A 26,896-nucleotide genomic window follows, 5' to 3' on the forward strand; every position below is an offset into this window, starting at 1 on the left:
TGATCGATGCAGGGCGCACCCACCGACACCGGCCGCGCCGCCCGGCGCGCCGTCAGCGCCGCTCGCTCGGCGCGACGCCGGTCCAGCGCTTGAATGCACGCGTGAAATTGGCGCGGTCGGTATAGCCAACCCGCGCCGCGATCTCGTCGACCGGCAGGCGTGTGCCCTCGAGCAACCTGAGCGCATCGCGCAGCCGGATCTCGTCGAGTAGCGCGGAGTAGGTCGCGCCGAATTCCGCGAGCTTGCGTTTCAGCGTGCGCGCCGACACGTGCAGCTCGCGCGCGACTTCGTCCACCGACGGATAACCTGCGTCGCCGCAGATCAGCAGGTTGCGCACGCGCTCGACGATGCTTTCCGCATAGCCGAGCCGCGCGAGCTCGGCCTCGCATTGCTGGACGATCATCTGCGCGGTCTGCGCGTTCGCGGTGCCGATCGGCTCGTCGAGCAGCGCCGCATCGCAGCGGATGCGGTTCGCGCTCGCGTCGAAATGACAGCGCGGCAGCCGCTCGCGATAGCGCTCGAACCACGGCGGTTCGGGCCATTCGAAATGCAGCTCCGCGCGCGACCGCAGCGTGCGACCGGGCGCGGGATCGAGCAGCGAGTTGAACAGGATCGCCGTCTCGACCAGGAAGTTCTCCACCGCGAACTGGCGCAGCCGGCCAAGCGGAAATGCCTCGAGCACGTCGATGTCGACAATCCCGTCGAGCTGCGCGAGCCGCACCGAAAAGAACGGCACGCGCGTCGGCAGGTAGCGGATACCGAGCGCGATTGCCTCGCCGAGCGTCGCGCAGCTCATCAGCCCGAAGCCGATCAGGCCGGATTTCGTGAGACTGCTGCGCAGGCCGATCTCGATCGCGATCGACGGATCGTCCGTCGCCTCGAGCAGGTTGAACACGATCGCCGCCTGCTGCAGCGGCGTGATGCGCGCGTCGGGCTGGGCGAGCCGGTCGCGCTCGACACCCGACCCGGCGAGAATTCGGCCGCCATCGATGCCGCGCTCCTCGGCGAGCATCAGCATGAACAGCGCATACGCGGACGATACCGTCGCCTTGTTCAGCTGGCGCGCGGCATCCGGGACGGACAGGGCCATACGGCGGACTCCGGAGCGGTTTTCGGCGGATTGTAGCGTCGCTGGCCCGCAATGACACCGCGTCGGCACTCTAGCCGCATGACGCTGCACCGCAGGCCGGCGCGCGGGTCAACGTGGCCCGAAATGACACCATCATTGGCACCGGCGGCCCTCGCGTGCGCCACGAGGCGCACCTATGCTTGTCACATCGGCATTGCGCCCCACTCTCTCTGCTCGGATTCCGGTCGATGAGCCAATCTGCACGAACCGTCTTTCGTCACGACGCCGACAAGGTCGCGTACGTCCGCCGCGAGGTCAACGCCGCGAGCGACGCGATCCGCGCGCGCTTTCCGCTGCTCGACAACCAGAACCTCATCGGCGCGACCGTGATGGCCGTGTCGGTGAGCGCGATGCTCGCGATCGCCTGGCTGTATGCGCGCGGCGCGATCGCGTGGTACGTCGCGCTGCCGCTCGCCGCGTTCGTCACGTCGCTGATCCACGAACTCGAGCACGACCTGATCCACCTGATGTACTTCAAGAAGACACCGTGGGCCTATCACCTGATGATGGCGCTGTGCTGGCTCACGCGGCCGGGCACGATCAACCCGTGGACGCGCCGGCGCATGCACCTGCATCACCACAAGGTGTCGGGCGGCGAATCGGATCTCGAGGAATTCGGCATCACCAACGGCGAACACTGGGGCGTGAAGCGGCTGCTGATGATCGCGGACGGGATGCTCGCCGTCGTGCTGCGGCCGGAGGCGATGCGCCGCAAGGTCAGGCAGTACGTGGCCGCGCAACCGGTGCAGGATGCGGCCGAACGCGCGCAATTGCGCATCGAGCAGGTGTCGTCCTACATGCCGATCGGTCATGCGTACTACGCGCTGTGGCACGCGTTCATCGTCTATCACGCCGGCCTGTTCGCGCTGCATGCGTTCGGCTATGCGGTGACCGTGCCGACCGTCGTCGAGCGCGTGATGCACGTCGTCGATTTCCTCGCGGTCGTGTGGCTCGGGCCGAACTTCGTGCGCAGCTTCTGCATCAACTTCGTCAGCTCGAACATGCATTACTTCGGCGACATCGATTCGCGCAACGTGATCCAGCAGACCCAGGTGCTCAACCCGTGGTGGATGCTGCCGTTCCAGCTGTTCTGCTTCAACTTCGGCAGCACGCATGCGATCCATCATTTCGTGGTGCGCGATCCGTTCTACATCCGGCAGCTGACCGCACGCACCGCGCACAAGGCACTGCGTGAAGTCGGCGTGCGGTTCAACGACGTCGGCACGTTCAAGCGTTCGAATCGCTGGGGTGCGTATCGTCCGGTTCGCGGTGTGCGCGGCACGCGGCGGGCCGACGCTTGACGGCAGCGCGCGGGGTTGCTCGCCGCGCCGGTGTCGCGTTAGTCCGTCAGTCGCCGATCGGCGGCATCGGCCCCCGCCCGCGGATCCACGCCCAGTTCGCGAGTTCGGCCATTTCCTTGTCGCCGCGGCTGTCGCCGTAGGCGAACAGTTTCGCGGGCAGCCGATTGCCCCACCAGCCGCGCAAGCGCACGACCTTCTGCGGGCCCCAGCAGTTCTCTCCGTTCAACCGTCCGGTGAACGTGCCGCGCTCGAACGCGAGGCGCGTCGCGAGCACCGTGTCGATGCCGGCCGTCTTCGCCCACTTCTCCAGATACAGCGACGGCGATGCGCTCACCAGCACGACTTCATGCCCGCGCGCCTGATGCTCGCGCACCCGCTCCAGCATGTCCGGACGCACGAGGTTCGGCAGGTAGCCGTCGACGAAGCTGCGCGCCAATACGTCGAGCGCGTCCTCGCGGATCGGCCCGAGCGCAAACCACGCGAACTTCGCCTTCGCGTCGCCGCGCGACAACAGTCCCGCCTTCATCGCGATGATCCACGGCAGCGCGCGCAGCCCGGCCCATGCGAATCGCGGCGTGCCGACCGCGTAGCGGACGAAATGACGGAAGCTGTCGGTGGTCGTGATGGTGCCGTCGAAATCGAATGCGGCGACGATGCGGTCGGTCATGGAGAGGCAGGAAAGCGATGAGATGCCCGGGAAGATAGCAGACTCGCGCGGCCATGCGGCCGGGCCCGGGCGTAACTGGGGGCATGGCCCTTCTGCGCGGCCGGATTCGATACGAAGCAGGCCGCCGCGCGACCCGCGGAAGGCGGCTTTCCCGCCGATTTCGGCGGATCGCCCAAGGGGGTGGCGACCATCCGCCAGAGTTTGCTATACTCTCGGTCTTCCGGAGAGATGGATGAGTGGTTTAAGTCGCACGCCTGGAAAGCGTGTATAGGTTAATCGCCTATCGGGGGTTCGAATCCCCCTCTCTCCGCCAAATGATTTAAAAAGCCCCGCAAAATCAATGATTTGCGGGGCTTTTTGTTTTGTGGCTATCAAACCAACTATCAAACGCCGCCACCGGACTTCACCTCGGCACCGCGGCCGACAGACGTGGGAAACGACGAAGCGCAAAACACCAGGGACGGGCACGCCTGACGCATGTCCACCGAATAGCTATCCGCGCTCGGGCGTCCTGGTCGAATGCTTATCTGGCGCTGGGCATTCGTGCCAACGGTCGCAAGGAAGTGCTGAGTCTGTGGATCGAGCAAACCGAGGGCGCAAAGTTCTGGATGAAGGTCTTCAACGAACTGAAGAACCGAGGCTTGCACGACATCCTGATCGCGGTGGCCGACAGTTTGCGCGGCTTCCCCGAAGCGATCGAGGCGGCTATCCGGCCGCCCAAATCCAGACCTGCATCGCGCATCTGATCCGCAATTCGCTGAATCTGGCGAGCTGATCTGGCGAGCTGAAAGGACCGCAAGCCGCTGACTGCCGCGATCAAGCCGGTCTCCAGGCCGCCACGGCCGAGCGCCAGCAGCGTCGCTCGACACCGAGCGACGAAGCGGCTGGCAAACTGCTGTATCTGGCCTTGCGCCACATCGAAAACTTCTTCCCCCCGCGATGTCCCGCGTCCAGCGCCTCAGCGTCATGGATGCCGAATGTAATCGACCAGCGCCCTCGTGTATTCATCCGGCTGCCGATCGAGCAGACTCACCACGATCGCCACCGCGAACCCCGCCGGCACGCCGAACACACCTGAACTGATCGGCTCGATCCCGAACCACGTCCGCCCGGCGAACCCCGTCAGCTGCGTGAAGTACGGATACGTCGACACGATGTAGTACACGCACACCGCGAGCCCCGTCAGCATCCCGGCGATCGCGCCGCGCGTCGTCGTGCGTTTCCAGAACACTCCGAGCACGAGCACCGGAAAGAAACTGGACGCCGCGAGCGAAAACGCCGCCCCGACCAGAAACAGAATCTTCCCCGTACTGAGCGACGCGACATACGACGCGAACAGCGCGACGCCAAGCAGCAAGACCTTCGAGATCGTCACGCGCCGCTGCCTCGACGCGTCCGGCGCGACCATGCAGTAATAGACGTCGTGCGACAGCGCATTCGCGATCGTCAGCAGCAACCCGTCCGCGGTCGACAGCGCCGCGGCCAGCGCGCCGGCCGCGATCAGCCCCGACACGACATACGGCAACCCCGCGATCTCCGGCGCGGCCAGCACGACCATGTCTGGCTGCATCTGGATCTCCGACCAGTGCACGATGCCGTCGCGAATCACCTCGACGACGCTGATCAGGTCCGGTTCGAAGTGATGCCACTGCGTGACCCATGCGGGCAGCTCGGCGATCGGCCGCCCGACGAGGCTGGTGAGAATCTCGTACTTGATCATCACCGCGAGCACCGGCACGCTCAGGTAGAACAGCGCAATGAAGAACAACGTCCAGCCGACCGAACGCCGGGCCGATGCGACCGACGTCGTCGTGTTGTAGCGCGTGAGGATGTGCGGCAGGCTCGCGGTGCCGAGCGACAGGCACAACAGCAACGCGAGGAAATTCCGCTTGCGCGGCTTGCGGTCGTCGTCGTTCGCCGCGGGAAACGGCTCGTGCATCGGCACGGGTGGCTCGGCGCGTGCCAGGAGATCGTCGCGCGTCTGGGTCCAGGTCACGCGCGCCGCCGTCGGGTCGCGCGGAAAGTCCGCCAGCTCGCGCTCGCGCTGGTTGATCTCGCGCAGCGGCCCGTTGTGGCGCCGCAGCTCCGCAAGCTGGTCGACGAGTTGCTGGCGAGCGTCCGCATACGATGCAGGCAAGCGGTCGAGCTGCGCCTGCACGACCGCGGCCTGCCGGCGATACGCATCGCGCACCTGCTGCTCCGGGGCGGCATCGCGCACCTGCGCCTCGCGCGCCGCCACGCGCTCCATCAGCTTGCCGTAATTGAACTGCGGCACCGGCCCGAGCCCGTTCTTCATCGCGATCAGCGACACGGGAATCAGGATCGCGCTGATCAGGATGATGTACTGCGCGACCTGCGTCCACGTGACCGCGCGCATCCCGCCGAGAAACGAGCACACGAGAATGCCCGCGAGCCCGCAGAAGATCCCGATCGCGAAGTCGACGCCGATGAAGCGCGTCGCGATCAGCCCGATCCCCTGGATCTGCGCGACCAGATAGACGAACGAGCACAGGATCGCGGCGCCGGCCGCGAGCGCGCGCACGGCGGTGCTGGAAAAGCGCGTGCCGAGAAAATCGGGAATCGTGTAGCGCGCCAGCTTGCGCACGTATGGCGCGAGCAGGAACGCGACGAGGCAGAAACCGCCGGTCCACCCCATCACGTACGCGAGCGCATCGTAGCCGGTTGCGTAGAGCGAGCCGGCCAGACCGATGAACGACGCCGCCGACAGCCAGTCGGCCGCCGTCGCCATCCCGTTGAACGCAGACGGCACGCGCCGCCCGGCCACGTAGTATTCGACGAGATCGGACGTGCGCGACAGCAGCCCGATCACCGCATACACGGCAATCGGTACGAACAGGAACACGTAGCCGATCCACACGCCGGAACCGGTCGCGCGCTCGATCCGCCACAGCAGCAGCACGAACCCGAGAAAGCCGAGGGTGTAAAGCGCGTACGCGCGAATCAGTCGATGCGTCAGCATGGATCAGCGGGCATGGTGCGCATTGCCCGCGTGCGACGCATGTTCGTCGTACGCGCGCCGCAGCAGGCGGTCCGCGCGCTGCATCAGGCCGATGTAGACGACGATCAGCACGAGATACACGAGAATCGCGCCCTGCGCGCCGACATAGAACGGCAGGCTGAAACCGGCAAAGCGGATGCCTGCGAGCGCGGGCGCGAAGAACGGCACGACGAACGAAACGGTGAAGCCGATCGCCATCAGTACCACGATCAACACGACGTTGAAACGCCAATAGCGCGCATGGGCACGCGCGAGCGGCTCGGGAACGGGTGGCGGCGCGGCAGGCACAGGACGGGACGAATCGGTCATGCCGTTATTTAGCAAAAAGCCCCTGCGCGGGCAATCGGGATTGCCGCGCAGGGGCTCGTGTGCGCAACGTGCACAACAGGCGCGATCAGCGCACTTCGGCGAGCTGCTCGAGGATCGCCGGGTTCTCGAGGGTGGACGTGTCCTGCGTGATCGCCTCGCCCTTCGCGAGCGAGCGCAGCAGGCGCCGCATGATCTTGCCCGAGCGCGTCTTCGGCAGGTTGTCGCCGAAGCGGATGTCCTTCGGCTTCGCGATCGGCCCGATCTGCTTGCCGACCCAGTCGCGCAGCGTCTTCGCGAGCGCCGCCGCTTCCTCGCCTTCCGGACGCGAACGCTTCAGCACCACGAACGCGACCACCGCCTCGCCCGTCGTGTCGTCCGGGCGGCCGACCACCGCAGCTTCCGCAACCAGCTCGTGCGAAACCAGCGCCGACTCGATCTCCATCGTGCCGAGCCGGTGGCCCGACACGTTCAGCACGTCGTCGATGCGGCCCATGATCGTGAAGTAGCCGGTGTCCTTGTCGCGCACCGTGCCGTCGCCGGCCAGATAGAGCGTGCCGCCGAGCTCCTCGGGGTAATAGCTCTTCTTGAAGCGCTCCGGGTCGCCCCAGATCGTGCGGATCATCGAGGGCCACGGACGCTTGACGACGAGAATGCCGCCTTGCCCGTTCGGCACGTCCTGGCCGGTCTCGTCGACCACCGCGGCCATGATGCCCGGCAGCGGCAGCGTGCATGACCCCGGCACCGTCGGCGTCGCGCCCGGCAGCGGCGTGATCATGTGGCCGCCGGTTTCGGTCTGCCACCACGTGTCGACGATCGGGCAGCGCTCCTGGCCGACGTGCTTGTGGTACCACATCCACGCTTCCGGATTGATCGGTTCGCCGACCGTGCCGATGATGCGCAGGCTCGACAGGTCGTAGCTCTTCGGATGAACCTTGTCGTCGGCCTCGGCGGCCTTGATCAGCGAGCGGATCGCGGTCGGCGCGGTGTAGAACACCGTGACCTTGTGATCGTTGATCATCTTCCAGAAGCGGCCGGCGTCCGGCCAGGTCGGCACGCCTTCGAACACGACCTGCGTGCCGCCGCACGCGAGCGGGCCGTAGGTGATGTACGTGTGGCCCGTGACCCAGCCGATGTCGGCCGTGCACCAGAACACGTCGGTCGGTTTCCAGTCGAAGGTCCACTTCATCGTCTGCGCGGCCCACAGCAGGTAGCCGCCGGTGCTGTGCTGCACGCCCTTCGGCTTGCCGGTCGAGCCCGACGTATAGAGGATGAACAGCGGATGCTCGGCGCCGACCCATTCCGGTGCGCACGTGTCGGGCTCGCTGTCGGCGATCTCGTGCATCCACAGGTCGCGCCCGGCGTGCCAGTCGATCTTGCCGCCGGTGCGGCGATAGACAATCACGCTCTTGACTGCTTCGCAGCCGCCCATCGCGAGCGCCTCGTCGGCGATGCTCTTGAGCGGCAGCGTCTTGCCGCCGCGCGCCTGCTCGTCGGCGGTGATGAGGGCGACCGCGCCGACGTCGACGAGCCGCTCGTTCAGCGATTTCGCGGAGAAGCCGCCGAACACGACCGAGTGCGTGGCCCCGATGCGCGCGCAGGCCTGCATCGCGACGATGCCCTCGATCGACATCGGAATATAGATGACGACGCGATCGCCCTTGCCGATTCCGCGTTTCTTCAGCGCGTTCGCGAAGCGCGATACACGTGCCAGCAGATCGGCGTAGGTGACGCGCGTGACGGTGCCGTCGTCGGCCTCGAAGATCACCGCGACGCGCTCGCCGTTGCCGGCTTCGACGTGACGGTCGAGGCAGTTGTACGACGCGTTCAGCTCACCGTCGTCGAACCACTTGTAGAACGGCGCATTGCTCTCGTCGAGCACCCTGGTGAACGGCTTGTGCCAGCTGAGGCCCTCGCGCGCGAGACGCGCCCAGAAGCCCTCGTAATCCTGCTCGGCCTCGGCGGCAAGCGCCTGGTAGGCCGGCATGCCGGAAATGGTCGCCGCCTTCTCGAGCGCCTCGGGCGGCGCAAACTGACGGGTTTCGTGAAGAACCGATTCAATCGCAGACATCGACTACCCCTTGGTGAACATGAATCCTCTGCATGGCGGCGCGATCGTGCGCGCCGCGTCTTGGCCGGCGCTTGCGCGCCGCTGTCTCCCACTCACCCGCGCGCCCCCGAAGGCTGCGCGCGATGCTGCGCCGCACCACGTCACAAGACGATGGACGTACGGCCCGGCCCTATCCACGATAAGCGCTCGAACTTACCCGTCACTTACGCGACATCGCCGTTTCGCACGCCGCGCGGCGGCGCCTTGCAGTCTGCTTTACGCTGTTACGACCGCGACCCTACAATCCTAACTGAACTCGCCTCCCGGATTCCAGCTTGAATCGCTACGCCCTCTTCCTCATCCTGTCGATGCTGTTTGTCGGCAGCAACGTCGGTATCGGCAAATCCATCGTCGTCTTCGTCCCGGTCGCCATCCTCGCCACGCTGCGCTTCGTGATCGCGATCGCCGTGCTGTGGCCGCTGTTCAGTCCGGTGAAGATGCGTGCGGTCCGGCGCGCGGAATGGCTGAACCTGTTCCTGCAGGCATTCTTCGGCACCTTCATGTTTACGCTGCTGATGCTCAACGGCGTGCAACGCACGAGCGCGGTCGCGGCCGGCGTGATCACGAGCACCATCCCGGCCATCGTCGCGCTGTTCGCGTGGCTGATCCTGCGTGAAAAACCGAACGGCCGTGCGCTCGTGTCGATCGCGCTCGCGATCGCCGGCGTCGTGACGATCAACCTCGCCAACGGCAGCGCAGGCAGCGCGTCCGCGCACGGCGCCGGGGGCGCCTCGGCCGGCTCGCTGACCGGCAACCTTCTGATCCTTGGCGCCGTGTGCTGCGAATCGATCTACGTGATCCTGTCGCGCCGGCTCACGCAGACGCTCGCGCCGATCGACATCTGCGCGTATACGCACCTGTTCGGCCTGTGCCTGATGCTGCCGCTCGGCGCAACGGCCTTGTGGCATTTCGATTACGCGAGCGTGCCGGCCGGTACGTGGGCGCTCGTGGTCTGGTACGGGCTGTCGGCCAGCATCTTCTCGTTCTGGCTGTGGATGAAAGGGATCCGGCACGTGCCGGGCAGCCTCGCCGGCGTATTCAGCGCGGTGCTGCCGGTCGCGGCCGCCGCATACGGCATCGCGTTCCTCGGCGAACGTCCGACGCTCGCGCACGGCATCGCGCTCGCGTGCGTCGTCAGCGGGATCGTGCTCGCGAGCCTGCGCGTGAAGCGCGTGCCGGCCGCCGCGTCCTGATCCGTCCCCTGCAGCCCCGGCGCGACGCTGCAGTCGCACCGGCCGACGCGTTACAATAGCGCGCCTTTTCAAGATTACCCCCGATACCTGCGTCCAGCGCCCGACCCTTCACCATGTCTGCCCCGCATTCGCCCGGCTCCATCCGTCGTCCCCTGCGCCCGCTGCCCGCGCTGATCTTCATGAGCCGCTGGCTCCAGGTTCCGCTTTATCTGGGCCTGATCGTCGCGCAGGCCGTCTATGTGTTCCTGTTCCTGAAGGAAGTCTGGCACCTGCTGTCGCATGCGACGAGCCTTGACGAGATCAGCGTGATGCTCGCGGTGCTCGGCCTGATCGACGTCGTGATGATCTCGAATCTGCTGATCATGGTGATCGTCGGCGGCTACGAGACGTTCGTGTCGCGCCTCGGCATCGAGGGCCACCCCGACGAGCCCGAGTGGCTCGACCATGTGAACGCGGGCGTGCTGAAGGTCAAGCTGTCGATGGCGCTGATCAGCATTTCGTCGATCCACCTGCTGAAGACCTTCATCAACCCCGACCAGCACACGACGCACGCGATCATGTGGCAGGTGATCATCCACGTGTCGTTCCTCGTGTCGGCGCTCGTGATGGCGTGGGTCGACCGCCTGACGACCCACACGCACCCGGCCCATTTCCACGAGCCGCACGCCCGCGACGCGCACGCGCCTGCAGCGAACGAGCCCCGCAAATCGGTCGAAGCCGCCGCCAGCGCATAAACGTATTCCCCTCAGTCCTCACAGAGTCTCAGCCATGACCGTCATCAAACAGGAAGACCTGATCCAGAGCATCGCGGATTCGCTGCAGTACATCAGCTACTACCATCCGCTCGACTACATCCAGGCCCTCGGCCGCGCGTATGAGCTGGAAGAGAGCCCGGCCGCGAAGGACGCGATCGCGCAGATCCTCACGAACAGCCGCATGTGCGCGGAAGGCCGTCGCCCGATCTGCCAGGACACCGGCATCGTCACGATCTTCGTGAAGGTCGGCATGGACGTGCGCTGGGACGGCGCGACGATGGGTCTCACCGACATGATCAACGAAGGCGTGCGCCGCGGTTACACGCACCCGGACAACGTGCTGCGCGCATCGATCGTCAATCCGCCGGAAGGCGCCCGCAAGAACACGAAGGACAACACGCCGGCCGTGATCCACTACGAGATCGTGCCGGGCGACAAGGTCGACGTGCAGGTCGCGGCAAAGGGCGGCGGCTCGGAGAACAAGTCGAAGTTCGTGATGCTGAACCCGTCCGACTCGATCGTCGACTGGGTACTGAAAACGGTCCCGACGATGGGCGCGGGCTGGTGCCCGCCGGGCATGCTCGGGATCGGCATCGGCGGCACTGCCGAAAAGGCGATGCTGATGGCGAAGGAATCGCTGATGGAGCCGATCGACATCCAGGAAATCATCGCGCGCGGCCCGAAGGACTGGGTCGAGGAACTGCGCGTCGAACTGCACGAGAAGGTCAACGCGCTCGGCATCGGCGCGCAGGGCCTCGGCGGCCTCGCGACCGTGCTCGACGTGAAGATCATGGCCGCGCCGACGCACGCGGCGTCGAAGCCGGTCGCACTGATCCCGAACTGCGCGGCCACGCGCCACGCGCACTTCGTGCTCGACGGCTCGGGCCCCGCGAAGCTCGAGGCGCCGTCGCTCGACGCCTGGCCGAAGGTCCAGTGGGAACCCAACACGGAAACCAGCAAGCGCGTCGACCTGAACACGCTGACCCCGGAAGAAGTCGCGAGCTGGACGCCGGGCCAGACGCTGCTGCTGTCGGGCAAGATGCTCACGGGCCGCGACGCCGCGCACAAGCGCATCGCCGACATGCTCGCGAAGGGCGAGAAGCTGCCGGTCGACTTCACGAACCGCGTGATCTACTACGTCGGCCCGGTCGATCCGGTGCGTGACGAAGTGGTCGGCCCGGCAGGCCCGACGACGGCCACGCGGATGGACAAGTTCACCGAGACGATGCTCGCCCAGACGGGTCTGATCTCGATGATCGGCAAGGCCGAGCGCGGCCCGGTCGCGATCGACGCGATCAAGAAGCACAAGGCGGCGTACCTGATGGCGGTCGGCGGTGCGGCTTACCTCGTGTCGAAGGCGATCCGCGGCGCGAAGGTGCTCGCATTCGAAGACCTCGGCATGGAAGCGATCTACGAGTTCGACGTGCAGGACATGCCGGTGACGGTCGCCGTCGATTCATCGGGCACGTCGGTGCACCAGACCGGCCCGAAGGAGTGGCAGGCGAAGATCGGCAAGATCCCGGTCGCAACCGCTTAAGCGCGCTCGCACGAAAGGCCGGACGGATGTCCGGCCTTTTTACTTCTCATTCTCGTTATTGCGCGCGGCCCGTTATCCCGGGCCGATTCTCATTACCCGCAAAAGGCAGGCCCGACAAGGCTTCGAGGCTTGGCTTTTCTCGTTCGAGCGATTATCGTTCGGTTTCTGAAGCCCCACTGAACAAGGAACAGCCATGCAAGGCGACAAGAAAGTCATTGAATACCTGAACGCCCAACTGAAGAACGAACTCACGGCGATCAACCAGTACTTCCTGCATGCGCGCATGTACAAGCACTGGGGCCTCGAGAAGCTCGGCAAGCACGAATACGACGAATCGATCGGCGAAATGAAGCATGCCGACTGGCTGATCGAGCGTGTGTTCATGCTTGACGGCCTGCCGAACCTGCAGGACCTGCACAAGCTGCTGGTCGGCGAGGAAACCGAAGAGATCCTGAAGTGCGACCTGAAGCTCGAGCAGATCTCGCAGTCCACGTGCAAGGAAGCGATCGCTTACTGTGAATCGGTGCGTGACTACGTGTCGCGCGAGATCTTCGAAAAGATCCTCGACGACACCGAAGAGCACATCGACTGGCTGGAAACGCAGATCGACCTGATCGGCAAGGTCGGCCTGCAGAACTACCAGCAGACGATGATGGGTTCGCCCGAGTAATCGCCACACCCGCCACGATCGCCACCTCGCCTTCCGCATGACGACGACGAACCAACCCGCCGCTTCCGGGGTCCGCCCCGCCGCCCCTGTCGGCATCTTCGATTCGGGGCTCGGCGGCCTGTCGGTGCTGCGTGCCGCGCGCGCGCACCTGCCCGGCGAGTCGTTCGTCTATGTCGCCGATTCGCACCACGCACCGTATGGTCCGCGCGACGAGGCATTCATTACGGAGCGCACGCTTGCCATCGGCGAGTGGCTAGCCCGCGAAGGCGCGAAAGCGCTCGTGATCGCGTGCAACACCGCGACGGCGCGAGCGATCGCAGCCATCCGCGAGCGCCTGTCGATACCGCTCGTGGGTGTCGAGCCAGGCATCAAGCCAGCCGCCGCGCTGTCCGCGACCGGTGTCGCGGGCGTGCTCGCCACGCAATCGACGCTGAACAGCCCGCGCTTCCAGGCGCTGCTCGACCGCTACGGCGCCGGCCGGCGCTTCATCTGCCAGCCCGGCCACGGGCTCGTCGAAGCGATCGAACGCGGCGACACGAACTCGGCCGCGTTGCGCGCGTTGCTCGAGCGTTACCTGCAGCCGATGCTCGACGACGGCGCCGATACGCTGGTGCTCGGCTGCACGCACTACCCGTTCTTCACGGAAACGATCCGTGATCTTGTCGGCGACCGGCTGACGATCGTCGATACGAGCGATGCCATCGCCCGGCAGCTCACGCGGGTGCTCGACGAACGCGGCCTGCGCGCGCCGGCCGGCACGCGTGCCGCGCCGCCACGCTTCTGCTCGACGAGCGACGGCCTGCAACTGCGCGCACTCGCATCGTCGCTGCTCGGCCTCGACGTGCCGGTCGAATCCGTCACCATTTCCTCGCCGAACGCGCGCGCCTGCGCGACCGTCTGACGCGGGCCGGCACGCCGCCGGTTCGCCCTCTCCCGCTCCGCCTCCCGTTTCAAGGGTCCGATGACCTTAAAAAAAGCCGAACCCAGGCTTGTCAACGTCCGCAAATTTAATGATAATAATTCGCATTACCGTTAGCTATCGCAACTCATCATGATCGTCTGCGTGTGCAAGTCTGTTTCCGATCGCAAGATTCGCGCGTCCCTCGCCGAGGGCGTGAACTCTTTCGATGAACTCCAGTTCGAGCTCGGCGTGGCCACGTGCTGCGGCAAGTGCGAGGAGTCCGTACGCGACCTCATGGCCGAGCAAGGCGTCTGCGCGAGCCGGTGCGGTGTCGAGCATCATGCTCATCCGATCCCGGTCACGTTCTACGACCGCAAGGCCGCCTGAGCGGCGCCGAGCGTACCCGTGCGGCTGAAGCCGCATTTGATGTCCTTCCGTCAGCAAGCCATCTTTCGCGCGAGCCAGCGGCTTACCTGCCAAGGAGCCTGTCATGGAATTGCTGATCGGATTTGTGACCACTGTGTGCATCTCGCTGCTGATCTTCCGCAAGTAATACCGATTCACCCGCCGCGCCCCGGGTGCGACGTCGTTCTTTCAAGCTAACATGCAGGCTTCGCAATCCGCTCCTGCCGGCGTCTTGCCGGCTGCCCCACGTATGAATCCCCGGGTCATCACCGTCGCGGTCGGTGTGCTTGCCGCACATGCGATCATGCTGACGGCCGCGTGGCTCCATCGCAACGCGCCGCCGCCGAAGACGGTCGAAGTCCAGTCGATCACGGCGCAGCTCATCCCGTCTGCACCGGCCGCTCAGCCGGTCGCGGTCGAATCGGTTGCGCAACCCGCGCCACCGAAGCCCACGCCGCGCGTCAAGCCGAAGGTCGAACCGAAACCGGTACAGAAAGCCGTCAAGCCGACGCCCCAGCCGGTCGCACAATCACCGTCTCCGACACCCGCCCCGGCAGCCGATCCGACACCCGCGCCCACCGCACCCGCCGCCCCCGCTGCGCCGGCGGTCACGCCCGGTCCGGCCCGTGAGACGATGCAAGTCAGCGCGCCGAAGAACGTATCGGCGCTCAAGTGCAGTTTCGTGAAGCCCACCTATCCGTCGATGTCGCGTCGCCGCGGCGAAACGGGCACGGCCTATGTTCACTTCGTCATCGGCTTGACGGGCAAGATCGAAAGTGTCGAGTTGCAAAAGAGCAGCGGCTACCCGCGCCTCGACGAGGCTGCGCTGGATGCGACACGCGCCAGCACCTGCCCGCCGTACCTCGAGAACGGGCAAGCGATCCGCGCCGCCCATACGCTGCCCTTCAACTTCACGCTCGACGATTAACCCGCCTCATTCGAAAGATTCAAAGGAAACAAAAATGCAAAGCTACGGTATCGCGCACGTCTGGGCGCAAGGTGATTTCGTCACGCGCGCCATCGCGATCACGCTGCTCGTGATGTCGGTCCTGTCGTGGATCGTGATCATCGTCAAGGGCTGGAACGTGGTTCGCCTGAACCGTCTCACGAAGAATGCCGAGCAGGCATTCTGGCATTCGGACGATTTCAACGACGGCATCAAGAAGCTCGGCCTCGCCGCATCGACGCCGAGCGACAACCCGTTCCTCGCGCTCGCGCTGTCGGGCAAGGAAGCCGCCGATCACCACCATCAGACGCAACCGCATCTGCACGACCGCATGGACGTGTCGGACTGGGTCACGCGCTGCCTGAAGGACACGATGGACGAGGGCATTTCGCGCATGCAGGCCGGTCTCGCGATTCTCGCGTCGATCGGCAGCACGGCGCCGTTCGTCGGCCTGTTCGGCACGGTCTGGGGCATCTACCACGCACTGCTCGCAATCGGTGCAACCGGCCAGACGTCGATCGACCAGGTCGCGGGCCCGGTGGGCGAGTCGCTGATCATGACGGCCTTCGGCCTGTTCGTCGCGATTCCCGCAGTGCTCGGCTACAACGCACTGACCCGTGCGAACAAGGGCGTCGTCAGCAAGCTGCGCCGCTTCGCGCACGGCCTGCACGCATACTTCGTGACGGGTGCGCGCCTCGCGTCGTCGTCGCCCCGCGACGGCCTGCGCCTTGCTTCGCGCGCCAGCTGAGACGAGGTGAACCATGGCAATGAACACCGGCTTCAGCGATGACGACGACGATGGCGTGATGAGCGAGATCAACATGACGCCGCTCGTCGACGTCATGCTCGTACTCCTGATCATTTTCCTCGTGACGATTCCGGCGATGCAGCACGCGGTGAAGATCGACCTGCCGCACGCGAGCAGCCAGCCCGTCGACGAAAAGCCGCAGACCGTCGACGTCGCGATCCAGGGCAATGGCACGATCCTGTGGAACGACCAGACGGTCACGCGCGAGCAGTTGCAGGCGCACATCGCGGAAGCGGCACAGCATCAGCCGCAACCGGAGTTGCACCTGCGCGCCGACCGCAAGGTTGCGTATGAGCGTGTGGCCGAAGTGATGTCCGATGCGCAGGCCGGCGGCCTGACGAAGCTCGGCTTCGTGACGGAGCCGACTGCGAAGGCGAAGTAACGCACGCGCATTCGCTACGCGACGGTGGCCTGGGTGGCAGGACCTCGCCGGCCGCACCTCGCCGGCCGCCCACAAAGTAAAAGGCCTTCATCGCCAGATGAAGGCCTTTTTTCATGCGCACGCGGGCGCCTTCGGGCGGCGGGCTCTTCGGCGGTATCGGTTGCGCCTCGAGCAACGCAAATGCGGCTACCGTGGTCTGCACGGACTGCGCGTTCTGCCCTATCTGGCTCGCAATATATGCGGCCACCTGATTCCGCTCAGAACTTCCTTCGCGAAATGGGATTTCAATATAGGCCTGCCCGCGTATGCATTCAAGGTCCCGGCGATTGAAACTTGCGATTGCCGGCGGCGCTTCAATGACAAAACAAATTTGCCACGACGCGCATCTTGCATTCAGGTGGCCGAAGCATCGGCCGCCGCCGCATCCTGTTTCGCGCGCTCGGGGCACCCCGGCTGCTTGTATTCGCCATGGTCGAGCTTCTCGACCAGATAGTCGACGAACGCCCGCACGGCGGGCGGCATGCCCTGCCGCGACACGAACACTGCATAGAGTTGCGGCACCGGCAGCGTCCAGCCCGGCATCACCGGCGACAACTGCCCCGCACGCAACGCATTGCCGTACATCATCTCGGGCAGCGCCGCGATGCCGAGACCGTCGAGCACGGCCTCGCGGATCGTCATCAGGTCGGCCGTCACGAGCCGCGGGTCGTGCTCGTGCAAGTGACGCGTGCCGTCCGGCGCGATCAGGCTGAACACGTGCCGCCCGTCGACGCTCGGCGTATCCAGCGTCTCGAAGCGCGCCAGATCGTCCGGCACGAGCGGCGGCGCATTCTGGTTCAGCAGGCTCGGCGCGCCGACCAGCATCTGCTCGGTCCGCCACAGCGGCCGCACGACGATGTTCGCGTTCTGCGGCGGCTCCGAGCGCACGCGCAACGCAACGTCGATCGAATCCTCGAACAGGTCGATCACGCGATTCGTCACACGGATGTGCACCTTCACCTCGGGATAGCGGTGCAGAAATTCGGGGAGGATGCGCGACAGCATCGTCTGCGACAACGTCACGGGGACACTCACGCGCACCGAGCCGCGCGGCGACGCGCGCAACTGCTGCACGGCGTTCATCGCGGCCTGGGCTTCGGCGAGCATCGCCTGGCAATGCTGGTAGAACAGCTCCCCCGCCTCGGTCAGCGCGAGCTTGCGTGTCGAGCGCTGCAGCAGGCGCACGCCGAGCGCCGCCTCGAGTTCGGTCAGGCGCCGCGACAGGCGCGATTTCGAGATACCCAGCACGCGTTCCGCAGCCGAGAAACCGCCGTGTTCGACGACCTGCGAAAAGTACATGAGGTCGTTCAGGTTGTGTGCATCGATGTTCATGTCATCGTTCCAATTTCAGAACAATCCATTGCGAACCGCCGCAAATCGGACCGTAAAACGCCCAATATAATAGCGCTATGTTTCAAAAATGACGCTATTCCGATGATATCGAGGGCTTCTGCATGACGACCGCTCGCTCGCTTGACCGCACGTACCCCGCGCTTCGCACGACCGAAGGCGGCGGCTTCGTGGTTCACCGCCCGTTCCCGACCCGGCTGCTGATGGATTTCGATCCGTTCCTGCTGCTCGACGAAATGGGCCCCGTCGACTATGCCCCTGGCGAAGCCAAGGGCGCGCCCGACCATCCGCATCGCGGCTTCGAGACGGTCACCTACGTGCTCGACGGGCGTTTTCGTCATCGCGACTCGGCCGGCCATGCGGGCACGCTCGGGCCTGGTGACGTGCAGTGGATGACGGCCGGCGCGGGCGTCGTGCACAGCGAAATGCCGGATCCCGAGTTCGCGCAGGCCGGCGGACGCTCGCACGGCTTTCAGCTGTGGGTCAACCTGCCGCGACGCGACAAGCTGATCGCACCGCGCTACCAGGAGATCCCGGCCGGCCGCATCCCGACCGCGACGTCGCCCGACGGCCGCACGCAGGTCCGCGTGATCGCCGGCGAAGCCTTCGGCGTGCGTGCGGCGATCGAGACGCGCACGCCGATCCTCTACCAGCATTTCACGCTGCAACCGGGTGCAACGGTCACGCAGCCGGTGCCGGCAGGTTATCGCGTGTTCGCCTACCCGCTCGAGGGCGCCGGCCGCTACGGGCCCGACAGGCAGCAAATCGACGCACGACAGATGATCGTCTACGGTGACGATGGCGACGCGGTGACGTTCGAGGCCGGCGATATGCCGCTCGACCTGCTGCTGATCGGCGGCGTGCCGCTCAACGAGCCGATCGTCCGCTATGGCCCGTTCGTGATGAATACCGAGGAAGAGATCCGGCAGGCCGTCATCGACTACCAGACCGGCCGCATGGGCTCCATCGAGGCATGACGTCCGATCGGGGCCACAGGTGCCGCGAAGCTGCGCGTTTTGCGTCACAATGTTTTTTTGATCCATGTGGCCGCCCGCCACCAGAAGGAACCCGTCCCCTTGAACTTCGAACACCTGATCCAGATCAACTCCGACGATCCGGCCGTGCCGTCCCTTACCCGCGACCAGCTCTGGGAAGGCCTCGTGCTGCGCGCCGAACAGCCGCAGCTGTTCGTGATCGGCCTCGACAGCTGTGTCGTCCTTGAACGGACGGATACCACGCTCGAACGCGAGCTGCACTACGGCCATGCGACCGTGCGCGACCGCGTGACGTTCACCCCGAACCAGCAAGTGCGCTACGACATCCATGCGGCCGGCGGCGAAATCGGCGGCTCGTTGACGATGACGATCGAGGAACGCGACGACCACGAGTTGTTCCTGCGCTTCGAATACCACACGACGCTGACCGTCACGGACGACAGCGAGGAAGCGCGCCAGACGCACGGCATCGTCAAGGAAGCGTATCGCACGTCGGACATCGACACGGTGCGCCTGATCCGCGAATACGCACAGGGACGCAAGGACCCTGACCCGCTCCACTGACGTCGGCGGCGGCCTGCGAGCCGCCCTTTGATTCAAGCTATCGAATTCGTCATATCGATCGATAAAGAGTTTTGTAAATGGGAATAGTTATCATTTAGAATTCATTCCATCGTATCGACAGTCACCGATCAACCGAATGACCGACACCACGCGCCCGACCACGCTGACGTTGCGCCGCACGACCGGCACCGCAAGCGCCAACCGTCAAAAGACGGCAGCGGTCACGACGCCGGCGAAACCTGCCGGTAGTCACGATGCCGGCACCCGGACCCTCAGCAGCGATGCGCTGCTGCAAGGCCGCAGCCACATCAGCATCGCGCACAACGGAGAGACGTATCAGTTGCGTGCCACGCGGCTCGGCAAGCTGATCCTGACGAAGTAACGACAGAGTATTGTGGGGACCACCTCCTTGAGAGGTGTTGGGCAGTAGCCAGCGTAACGGCTTGCACGCGAGATCTAGACCCCTTCGTGCAAACACACTCAAGCAGCCGTTGCAGCAAGCCAAGCCACTTTTTTGGTTCTCGCACAAGGAAGAAAAAAAGCGACACGTCCTTCGACGTGTCGCTTTTTTTGTCGGTGCGTCCGGATGCAAACAGAAAGGTATCGCGGCTGTCGGCACTTCAGCTTCAGCGCGTTCCGGAGCCCGACGGCGAAATACGCTCGCCTGTTGCTCCGGAGCCCGGCCACACGGCCGTCAAGACCGCGTCAGAAACCCCAGAACATCAACCACCATGCGCTGTCGACCACGGCCAGGCCTGCCACGAACCACGCGAATGCCGCCAGTCGACGCGACCAGGCAGCATAGCGCCCCGTCACCTTCCATGCGAGCCAGGCGCTCCATGCGTTGGCGCCGACCAGAATCGCGATGCGAACGTCGGTCGCCCAGCCGAGCGGCACGTGCTCGGCCCGCAACAGCGACAGCGTCGTCGCCGACAGCCCGAGGAACACGCCGGCTCCCGCGATCGGGATCAGCGCCTGCGCGAGATGATGAAGACGCACGCGGTCGAAACGGCCGAGCATCAGCGTCGCACCGGCCAGCAGCACGAGCAGCGCGGTGCCATACACAAGCCCCGTGCCGACGATGTAGCTGACGACCAGCCCGCCGTCGAGCCACGAGAACACATCGTTTCGATCCGGATAGTGCGTGAGCAGGAACCACGGCGCATTCGTCTCGAGTGGCCACGTGATGTCGCGATCAATGAGCCAGCCCGCGAGCCATTGCTTGATCTGCACGAACCACGGGCTGACGGTCCAGTGAAACGCACCGATCGCGACGCCGAGCAGGCCGTACAGGATCAGCGCCGTGTCCCACGGATTCGCCTGCTGCGCGCCAAGGTTCACGACCTCGTCGGACGGCGAGCGCCACGACAGCGCGATTGCATCGCGGTGCCCGCTGCATCGGCCGCACATATGGCACGAGGCCGCGCCCTTCATGTTGCGCAACGGCACGAGCGGCGCGCAATTGATCGGAATCACGCGATGCCCGTGCTCGCCGTTCTTGTACGAGCGACGCCAGGCATCCTCATCGACCTTGTAGCGCATCGGCGCGAGCCGCGCGAGCAGCCCGAACACACCGTTGACCGGGCACAGGTACTTGCACCACGCGCGCTTCTCGCGACCGTACAGCACGCCAATCACGATCGCGCCGACGGTCGAGCCGCCGAGCACGAACAGCACCGCGAGCGGATACTGGTACACGCTCACCATCTGCCCGTAGATCGTCGTGAGCCCGAATGCGACGAACGGCCAACCGCCCCACCGCATCCAGCGCGGAATCGCGCCGCCGCGGCCGAACTTGCTCGCATATTCGGTCAGCGCGCCTTCCGGGCACAGCACGCCGCACCAGACGCGGCCGAGCATCACCATCGACAGCAGCACGAACGGCCACCAGATGCCCCAGAACACGAACTGCGCGATCAGCGTGAGATTGCTCCACAGATGCGCGGAATCGTCGGGCAGCGGCAATACTGCGGGCACGATGATCAGGAACGCGTAGACGGCGACGACGACCCACTGGATGCCGCGGATCACCGCGCCGTGGCGCTGCATCCACTGACCGGCCTGCGCGAGCCAGCCCGGCTTGGCTGCGGCAACAACACTCATGCCGCGCGACCTGCAGGGACGACCGGACGACGGCTCGCGCGCTTCATCAGCAGCCAGACCACCGCCCAGTACACCGCATAGGCGATCAGGTTGGTCAGCGCCGGGTGCGCCCGGTAGCCCGTCAGCGTCGCGACGAGCGAACCGAACGTGCCGGAGTCGTCGAGAATCGACGACGTATCCCACACCTGCGAAATGCCGAGCGGCAGGATTTCCTTGTCGATCAGCTTGTCGACGCCGGTCTGGAACAGGCCCGCACCGAGGAACAGCAGCATCACTTCGGTGACGCGGAAGAAATGCCGCCACGAGAAGTACTTGCCGCCAAGCTGCAGCAGATAGAACGTGAGGAACGCGAGGCCCAGGCCGATCACGACCGCGAGCATCTGGCTGCCGTCCACGTGCCCCGACTGACCGAAACCGAGGCCGTACAGGAAGATCACCGTCTCGCTGCCTTCGCGAGCGATCGCGAGCGCGACCAGCACGGCCACTCCCCACCAGTTCGAATCGCGCGTGCTCTGCTGCAGCGACTGCTCCATGTCACGCTTCAGCGTGCGGCCGTGCCGGCGCATCCACAGCACCATCTGCACGATCAGCACGCACGCGATGAGCACCATCGCGGTCTGGAAATAGTCCTGCGCGTCGCCGGACAGCACTTCGGTAAAGCCGACGAGCGCGGCGCCGAGACCGACCGCCATCAGCAGGCCGACTGCCACGCCCGTCCACAGAAACGGCAGGCCGCGGCGCGCGTCGTCGTCGCCGTTCTTCAGCCATGCATAGAGGATGCCGACGACGAGCAGCGCTTCGACGCTCTCCCGCCAGACGATGAACAAGATCTGACCCATTGAATCCTCCTGACGCGCGGCGCAAGACACTCGTACGCCCGCACGCAGATAAAACGCATTACTTCGCGACGATCACGCCCTGTGCCTGCTGGTGGAAATCGTCGAAAAACTTGTATTCGCCCGGCGACAGCGGGGCGACGACCACGAACGAATCCGCGCCCGGCGCAAGCACCTTCTCCTTGCGCAACTGCACGCTCTCGAATTCGGCGGCGCCCTTGCCGGTATTCCTGATCTCGATCTTGAAGCGCTGGCCGGCCGGCACTTCGATGCGGGCGGGATTCAGCTTGCCGTCCGTCATCTCGAGCTTGAACGTCGGCAGATCGGCGGCATGCGCCGCGCCGGCCAGCCACAGCGCGGCGGCTGCGGCAACGATTTTCTGGGGAAATTTCATTCTGGGTTCTCTGCGCCGACGGCGCGCCGAAGCACGCCATCCGTGATGCCACCGATCAGTACCCGCCCTTCTTGCCGATGCCGGCGAACGGGAAGTCATATTCGAGGGTGATGGGCTTGAACCATGCGCCCACGCCCGTTTCCTTGTCGACGTGACGGCCGAACGCCATGTGGCCCGACTGCATCGGCGGCTTGACGGTCATCGTCAGGTGATACTTGCCCGGGCCGGCGAGCTTCACGTTGTCGCCATAGTGCGGCCCGTCGCTCGCGACCATGCCCATCAGGTCGCCTTCGGCCTTCCACTTCGCATCGCCCTGCTTCGTCAGCTTGTACGTGACCTGCAGGTACGGCATCCAGTCGCCTTCCGCGAAACCCGTCGGGTTGTTCTTGACCGCGTGGATGTCCGCCTCGAGGTGGATATCGGAATCCGACGCCTTGCGCATCATCCCTTCCGGATCCATCGTGATCGGCTGCAGGTACACCGCGCCGATCTCCATGCCGCCCTGGATCTGCTGCTTGCCGATCGGATATTCGGCCGCCGAGGCCGACATCGCGGCAAGCGCCGCCGCTACCGCAACCGACGTGCGGATGAACGAAGAACCCAACATGGACACTCCTTGTTATTTGTCTGACTATCTTGACGACATACGTGCGGCCTCCGGGGCGGCACGCTGAAAACACTAACGCAATGAAGAACGTTAATGCGAACTATTCTCAATACTTGCGGAGTTTAGCACCGAACCGGCTTCGGAACAAACGAGACACCGTGTAAACCCCTGATCCGACAAGGCTTACAGACCCGTTACTGACAGATTTTGGTGACGCTTGGAAAGATTTACCGGCCGCCGTTGATGTGGTCGCCGACGTTCGCGCCGAACACGCGCTCGCGCAACAGCGCAAGCTGGTCGCGCGTCGCGGCGGCCTTCTCGAACTCAAGGTTCTTCGCGTAGTCGGCCATCTGCTTCTCGAGACGCTTGATTTCCTTCGCGAGCTGCTTCTCCGACATATCCTCGAATTTCGCGCGCTGCTGCGCTTCCTTAAGCTCCGCGCGCGCCTCGTCGGCGTTGTACACGCCGTCGATGATGTCCTTGATGCGCTTCACGACACCGCGCGGCGTAATGCCCATTTTCTCGTTGTGCGCGATCTGCTTCGCGCGGCGCCGCTCGGTCTCGCCGATCGCGCGCTTCATCGATTCGGTCATCCTGTCGGCGTAGAGGATCGCCTTGCCGTTCACGTTGCGCGCCGCGCGGCCGATCGTCTGGATCAGCGAGCGCTCGGCACGCAGGAAGCCTTCCTTGTCCGCATCGAGAATCGCGACGAGCGACACTTCCGGAATGTCGAGGCCCTCGCGCAGCAGGTTGATCCCGACCAGCACGTCGAACGTGCCGAGCCGCAGGTCGCGGATGATCTCGACCCGCTCCACCGTGTCGATGTCGCTATGCAGGTAGCGCACCTTGACGCCGTGGTCGGCCAAGAACTCGGTGAGCTGCTCGGCCATTCGCTTCGTCAGCACGGTGATCAACACGCGCTCGCCGGCCTTCACGCGCGCATTGATCTCCGTCAGCACGTCGTCGACCTGCGAACTCGCCGGGCGCACTTCGATTTCCGGGTCGACGAGCCCGGTCGGCCGCACCACCTGCTCGGCGACCTGCCCCGTCACGCGCTGCTCGTAGTCGGCCGGCGTCGCCGACACGAACACCACCTGGCGCATCTTGCGTTCGAACTCCGGGAACTTGAGCGGTCGGTTGTCCAGCGCCGACGGCAGCCGGAAGCCATAGTTGACGAGGTTTTCCTTGCGCGCGCGGTCGCCGTTGTACATGCCGTTCAGCTGGCCGATCAGCACGTGCGATTCGTCGAGCAGCATCAGCGCGTCGGGCGGCAGGTAGTCGACGAGCGTCGGCGGCGGCTCGCCGGGCGCGGCGCCCGAGAAGTGCCGCGAGTAGTTCTCGATGCCCTTGCAGAAGCCGAGCTCCTGCAGCATCTCGAGGTCGAAGCGCGTGCGCTGCTCGAGGCGCTGCGCCTCGACGAGCTTGCCGTTGCTGTGGAAGAACTCGAGGCGCTCGCGCAATTCGTCCTTGATCGTCTCGACCGCCCGCATCACGGTGTCGCGCGGCGTCACGTAGTGCGACGACGGATACACGGTGAAGCGCGGGATCTTCTGCCGCACGCGCCCGGTCAGCGGGTCGAACAGCTGCAGCGTCTCGACCTCGTCGTCGAACAGCTCGACGCGCACGGCCAATTCCGCGTGCTCGGCCGGGAAGATGTCGATCGTGTCGCCGCGCACGCGGAACGTACCGCGCTGGAAGTCCTGTTCGTTGCGCGAGTACTGCATCGCGATCAGCCGCGCGATCACGTCGCGCTGCCCGAGCTTGTCGCCGGTGCGCAGCGTCAGGATCATCTGGTGGTATTCGGACGGGTTGCCGATACCGTAGATCGCCGACACCGTCGCGACGATCACCACGTCGCGGCGCTCCATCAGGCTCTTCGTCGCCGACAGCCGCATCTGCTCGATGTGCTCGTTGATCGACGAATCCTTCTCGATGAACAGGTCGCGCTGCGGCACGTACGCTTCCGGCTGGTAATAGTCGTAGTACGACACGAAGTACTCGACCGCGTTGCGCGGGAAGAATTCGCGAAATTCCGCGTAGAGCTGCGCCGCGAGCGTCTTGTTCGGCGCGAACACGATTGCCGGGCGGCCGAGCCGCGCGATCGTGTTGGCCATCGTGAAGGTCTTGCCCGAACCGGTCACGCCGAGCAGCGTCTGGAATGCGAGGCCGTCGCCGACACCTTCGACGAGCGTTTCGATCGCGGTCGGCTGGTCGCCTGCGGGCGGATACGGTTGGTACAACTGGAACGGCGACCCTTCGAAGGTCACGAATTTCGATTCGTCGAGCGCGTCGCCGACTTCGGCGTGATGTTCGGACATGGAGTGCGGCCGGAGCGAGGGCAAAAAAACTATTCTAGCGCTTCGCGGCGTTGCGAACCGCTGACGGCTCCTGACGCGCGGCAACCGCCCGAAATCGCAATTCGCCGCGCGATCACCGCCTCCGGCAGCGTGAATTCGCTACAATGTCAGGCTGCTGCGCTTTCCGGCGCCGTGCCTGTTGGCGCGCGGTCCGCTGCGCCTGCCCCGCCGGCTGAAAGCCTGACCCTCTTTTCACTACTGCCGAATCATCATGTCGCTCTTCTCCGCTGTCCAGCTTGCTCCCCGCGACCCGATCCTGGGCCTGAACGAAGCCTTCAACGCCGATGCGCGCCCGACCAAGGTCAACCTCGGCGTCGGTGTGTACACGAACGAAGAAGGCAAGATTCCGCTGCTGCGCGCCGTTCGCGAAGCGGAAAAGGCGCGTGTCGACGCCGGCCTGCCGCGCGGCTACCTGCCGATCGACGGTATTGCCGCGTACGACGCAGCGGTGCAGAAGCTGCTGCTCGGCAACGATTCGCCGCTGATCGCTGCGGGCCGTGTGGTCACGGCGCAGGCACTGGGCGGCACGGGCGCACTGAAGATCGGTGCCGATTTCCTTCGCACCGTGAACCCGAACGCGAAGGTCGCGATCAGCGATCCGAGCTGGGAAAACCACCGCGCACTGTTCGAAGCCGCCGGCTTCGAAGTCGTCGCATACCCGTACTACGACGCCGCCACCAACGGCGTAAACTTCGAAGGCATGCTGTCGGCGCTGAACGGCTATGCGGCGGGCACGATCGTCGTGCTGCACGCGTGCTGCCACAACCCGACCGGCGTCGACCTGACCGAAGCACAATGGCAGCAGGTCGTCGACGTCGTCAAGGCGCGCAACCTCGTGCCGTTCCTCGACATGGCCTACCAGGGCTTCGGCGAGAACATCGAGGCCGATGCCGCCGCGGTGCGTCTCTTTGCCGCTGCCGACCTGAATGCGTTCGTGTCGTCGTCGTTCTCGAAGTCCTTCTCGCTGTACGGCGAGCGCGTCGGCGCGCTGTCGATCATCACGTCGAGCAAGGAAGAAGCGACGCGCGTGCTGTCGCAACTGAAGCGCGTGATCCGCACGAACTACTCGAACCCGCCGACCCATGGCGGCGCCGTCGTCGCGGCCGTGCTCGCGTCGCCTGAACTGCACGCTTCGTGGGTGCAGGAACTCGGCGAAATGCGCGATCGCATCCGCGCGATGCGCAACGGCCTCGTCGAACGCCTGAAGGCGAGCGGTGTCGATCGCGACTTCAGCTTCATCAACGCGCAGCGCGGGATGTTCTCGTATTCGGGCCTGACCACGGCGCAAGTCGATCGCCTGCGCGAAGAGTTCGGCATCTACGCAGTCGGCACCGGCCGGATCTGCGTTGCGGCGCTGAACACGCGCAACCTCGATGCGGTCGCCAATGCGGTCGCAGCGGTCCTGAAGTAAGCCGGTGTCAGCGGGCAGCAGCCCGCCCTGCCGAAACAACAAACGCGCTCCCCGGAGCGCGTTTTTTTCTTGCCGTTCCACTACCGGCGAATGCTGCCTGCAGCACAAGCG

General features: G+C 65.2%; 25 protein-coding genes, 1 tRNA gene and 1 pseudogene. 16 read left to right on the forward strand and 11 right to left on the reverse strand.

Going from position 1 to position 26,896, the window contains the following annotated elements; translation table 11 throughout:
- Positions 1-52: 52 nt before the first annotated feature.
- Positions 53-1,090, reverse strand: coding sequence for an AraC family transcriptional regulator (locus ACT2FV_RS27810; RefSeq protein WP_059599044.1), 1,038 nt, complete (start codon positions 1,088-1,090; stop codon positions 53-55).
- A gap of 227 nt (positions 1,091-1,317) precedes the next feature.
- Between ACT2FV_RS27810 and ACT2FV_RS27815 the strand changes: the two genes are divergently transcribed.
- The gene (locus tag ACT2FV_RS27815) at positions 1,318-2,430 is read left to right on the forward strand and encodes a fatty acid desaturase (RefSeq protein WP_444505191.1); all 1,113 of its coding nucleotides are present in this window, start codon (positions 1,318-1,320) and stop codon (positions 2,428-2,430) included.
- A 46-nt stretch (positions 2,431-2,476) separates the two neighbouring features.
- On the opposite strand, the gene ACT2FV_RS27820 is transcribed toward ACT2FV_RS27815, so the two are convergent.
- Complete coding sequence (locus ACT2FV_RS27820; RefSeq protein ID WP_444505192.1) at positions 2,477-3,097, reverse strand: HAD family hydrolase; 621 nt, start codon at positions 3,095-3,097, stop codon at positions 2,477-2,479.
- A gap of 222 nt (positions 3,098-3,319) precedes the next feature.
- Between ACT2FV_RS27820 and ACT2FV_RS27825 the strand changes: the two genes are divergently transcribed.
- Together ACT2FV_RS27825 and ACT2FV_RS27830 are read left to right on the forward strand one after the other, a co-directional pair.
- Positions 3,320-3,410, forward strand: a tRNA-Ser gene (locus ACT2FV_RS27825).
- Between the two features lie 211 nt (positions 3,411-3,621).
- A pseudogene (locus ACT2FV_RS27830) lies at positions 3,622-3,869 on the forward strand (transposase); the annotation flags it as partial.
- A gap of 192 nt (positions 3,870-4,061) precedes the next feature.
- Here the strand turns inward: ACT2FV_RS27830 and ACT2FV_RS27835 are convergent.
- The 3 genes from ACT2FV_RS27835 to acs form a co-directional block, all read right to left on the reverse strand.
- Entirely contained in the window at positions 4,062-6,077 is a 2,016-nt protein-coding gene (locus ACT2FV_RS27835; protein ID WP_059599040.1) for a sodium:solute symporter family protein, read from the reverse strand.
- A 3-nt stretch (positions 6,078-6,080) separates the two neighbouring features.
- The gene (locus tag ACT2FV_RS27840) at positions 6,081-6,425 is read right to left on the reverse strand and encodes a DUF4212 domain-containing protein (RefSeq protein WP_444505193.1); all 345 of its coding nucleotides are present in this window, start codon (positions 6,423-6,425) and stop codon (positions 6,081-6,083) included.
- A gap of 85 nt (positions 6,426-6,510) precedes the next feature.
- Positions 6,511-8,493 carry an acetate--CoA ligase gene (gene acs, locus ACT2FV_RS27845; protein ID WP_444505194.1) on the reverse strand — a complete coding sequence of 661 codons (1,983 nt, stop codon included), beginning with the start codon at positions 8,491-8,493 and terminating at the stop codon, positions 6,511-6,513.
- 314 nt (positions 8,494-8,807) lie between these two features.
- On the opposite strand from acs, the gene ACT2FV_RS27850 reads away from it, so the two are divergent.
- From ACT2FV_RS27850 to ACT2FV_RS27890, 9 genes are all read left to right on the forward strand, one after another.
- On the forward strand, positions 8,808-9,725 hold the full coding sequence (locus tag ACT2FV_RS27850) for a DMT family transporter (RefSeq protein WP_059600989.1): 918 nt from the start codon (positions 8,808-8,810) through the stop codon (positions 9,723-9,725).
- 113 nt (positions 9,726-9,838) lie between these two features.
- On the forward strand, positions 9,839-10,459 hold the full coding sequence (locus tag ACT2FV_RS27855) for a TIGR00645 family protein (RefSeq protein WP_151050745.1): 621 nt from the start codon (positions 9,839-9,841) through the stop codon (positions 10,457-10,459).
- Between the two features lie 34 nt (positions 10,460-10,493).
- On the forward strand, positions 10,494-12,017 hold the full coding sequence (locus ACT2FV_RS27860; RefSeq protein ID WP_059600985.1) for a fumarate hydratase: 1,524 nt from the start codon (positions 10,494-10,496) through the stop codon (positions 12,015-12,017).
- A gap of 193 nt (positions 12,018-12,210) precedes the next feature.
- Positions 12,211-12,687 carry a bacterioferritin gene (gene bfr / locus ACT2FV_RS27865; RefSeq protein ID WP_011352652.1) on the forward strand — a complete coding sequence of 159 codons (477 nt, stop codon included), beginning with the start codon at positions 12,211-12,213 and terminating at the stop codon, positions 12,685-12,687.
- 37 nt (positions 12,688-12,724) lie between these two features.
- On the forward strand, positions 12,725-13,588 hold the full coding sequence (murI, locus tag ACT2FV_RS27870) for a glutamate racemase (protein WP_444505195.1): 864 nt from the start codon (positions 12,725-12,727) through the stop codon (positions 13,586-13,588).
- 150 nt (positions 13,589-13,738) lie between these two features.
- Complete coding sequence (locus tag ACT2FV_RS27875; protein ID WP_006482749.1) at positions 13,739-13,975, forward strand: (2Fe-2S)-binding protein; 237 nt, start codon at positions 13,739-13,741, stop codon at positions 13,973-13,975.
- A 217-nt stretch (positions 13,976-14,192) separates the two neighbouring features.
- Positions 14,193-14,921, forward strand: a complete 729-nt coding sequence (locus ACT2FV_RS27880; RefSeq protein ID WP_151050749.1) for an energy transducer TonB — start codon at positions 14,193-14,195, stop codon at positions 14,919-14,921.
- A 34-nt stretch (positions 14,922-14,955) separates the two neighbouring features.
- Positions 14,956-15,687 carry a MotA/TolQ/ExbB proton channel family protein gene (locus tag ACT2FV_RS27885; protein ID WP_059600977.1) on the forward strand — a complete coding sequence of 244 codons (732 nt, stop codon included), beginning with the start codon at positions 14,956-14,958 and terminating at the stop codon, positions 15,685-15,687.
- Between the two features lie 13 nt (positions 15,688-15,700).
- A complete protein-coding gene (locus tag ACT2FV_RS27890) occupies positions 15,701-16,129 on the forward strand; it encodes an ExbD/TolR family protein (RefSeq protein WP_006754473.1) in 429 nt (142 codons plus the stop codon).
- Between the two features lie 393 nt (positions 16,130-16,522).
- On the opposite strand, the gene ACT2FV_RS27895 is transcribed toward ACT2FV_RS27890, so the two are convergent.
- Positions 16,523-17,500 (reverse strand): LysR family transcriptional regulator, encoded by a 978-nt coding sequence (locus ACT2FV_RS27895; protein WP_059605534.1) that lies wholly within the window; start codon positions 17,498-17,500, stop codon positions 16,523-16,525.
- A gap of 122 nt (positions 17,501-17,622) precedes the next feature.
- On the opposite strand from ACT2FV_RS27895, the gene ACT2FV_RS27900 reads away from it, so the two are divergent.
- From ACT2FV_RS27900 to hemP, 3 genes are all read left to right on the forward strand, one after another.
- Positions 17,623-18,495, forward strand: a complete 873-nt coding sequence (locus ACT2FV_RS27900; RefSeq protein ID WP_124629793.1) for a pirin family protein — start codon at positions 17,623-17,625, stop codon at positions 18,493-18,495.
- Positions 18,496-18,594: 99 nt separating this feature from the next.
- The gene (locus ACT2FV_RS27905) at positions 18,595-19,077 is read left to right on the forward strand and encodes an SRPBCC family protein (RefSeq protein ID WP_059605541.1); all 483 of its coding nucleotides are present in this window, start codon (positions 18,595-18,597) and stop codon (positions 19,075-19,077) included.
- Positions 19,078-19,213: 136 nt separating this feature from the next.
- The gene (gene hemP / locus ACT2FV_RS27910; protein WP_059605544.1) at positions 19,214-19,459 is read left to right on the forward strand and encodes a hemin uptake protein HemP; all 246 of its coding nucleotides are present in this window, start codon (positions 19,214-19,216) and stop codon (positions 19,457-19,459) included.
- Positions 19,460-19,782: 323 nt separating this feature from the next.
- On the opposite strand, the gene ACT2FV_RS27915 is transcribed toward hemP, so the two are convergent.
- The 5 genes from ACT2FV_RS27915 to uvrB form a co-directional block, all read right to left on the reverse strand.
- Complete coding sequence (locus ACT2FV_RS27915; protein ID WP_444505196.1) at positions 19,783-21,180, reverse strand: 4Fe-4S binding protein; 1,398 nt, start codon at positions 21,178-21,180, stop codon at positions 19,783-19,785.
- Positions 21,177-22,019, reverse strand: a complete 843-nt coding sequence (locus ACT2FV_RS27920) for an FTR1 family iron permease (protein ID WP_059605551.1) — start codon at positions 22,017-22,019, stop codon at positions 21,177-21,179. Before ACT2FV_RS27920 ends, ACT2FV_RS27915 begins: the two co-directional genes overlap by 4 nt.
- A 58-nt stretch (positions 22,020-22,077) precedes the next feature.
- On the reverse strand, positions 22,078-22,410 hold the full coding sequence (locus tag ACT2FV_RS27925) for a cupredoxin domain-containing protein (protein ID WP_006760846.1): 333 nt from the start codon (positions 22,408-22,410) through the stop codon (positions 22,078-22,080).
- Positions 22,411-22,465: 55 nt separating this feature from the next.
- The gene (locus ACT2FV_RS27930; RefSeq protein ID WP_059685430.1) at positions 22,466-23,017 is read right to left on the reverse strand and encodes an iron transporter; all 552 of its coding nucleotides are present in this window, start codon (positions 23,015-23,017) and stop codon (positions 22,466-22,468) included.
- Positions 23,018-23,244: 227 nt separating this feature from the next.
- Positions 23,245-25,335, reverse strand: coding sequence for an excinuclease ABC subunit UvrB (uvrB, locus tag ACT2FV_RS27935; protein ID WP_059605554.1), 2,091 nt, complete (start codon positions 25,333-25,335; stop codon positions 23,245-23,247).
- Positions 25,336-25,585: 250 nt separating this feature from the next.
- Here uvrB and ACT2FV_RS27940 point away from each other — a divergent pair, with 250 nt between their 5' ends.
- On the forward strand, positions 25,586-26,785 hold the full coding sequence (locus ACT2FV_RS27940) for an amino acid aminotransferase (protein WP_444505197.1): 1,200 nt from the start codon (positions 25,586-25,588) through the stop codon (positions 26,783-26,785).
- Positions 26,786-26,896 lie beyond the last annotated feature (111 nt).

Source organism: Burkholderia sp. PR2 (assembly GCF_052372875.1).
Taxonomy (GTDB): Bacteria; Pseudomonadota; Gammaproteobacteria; order Burkholderiales; family Burkholderiaceae; genus Burkholderia; species Burkholderia diffusa.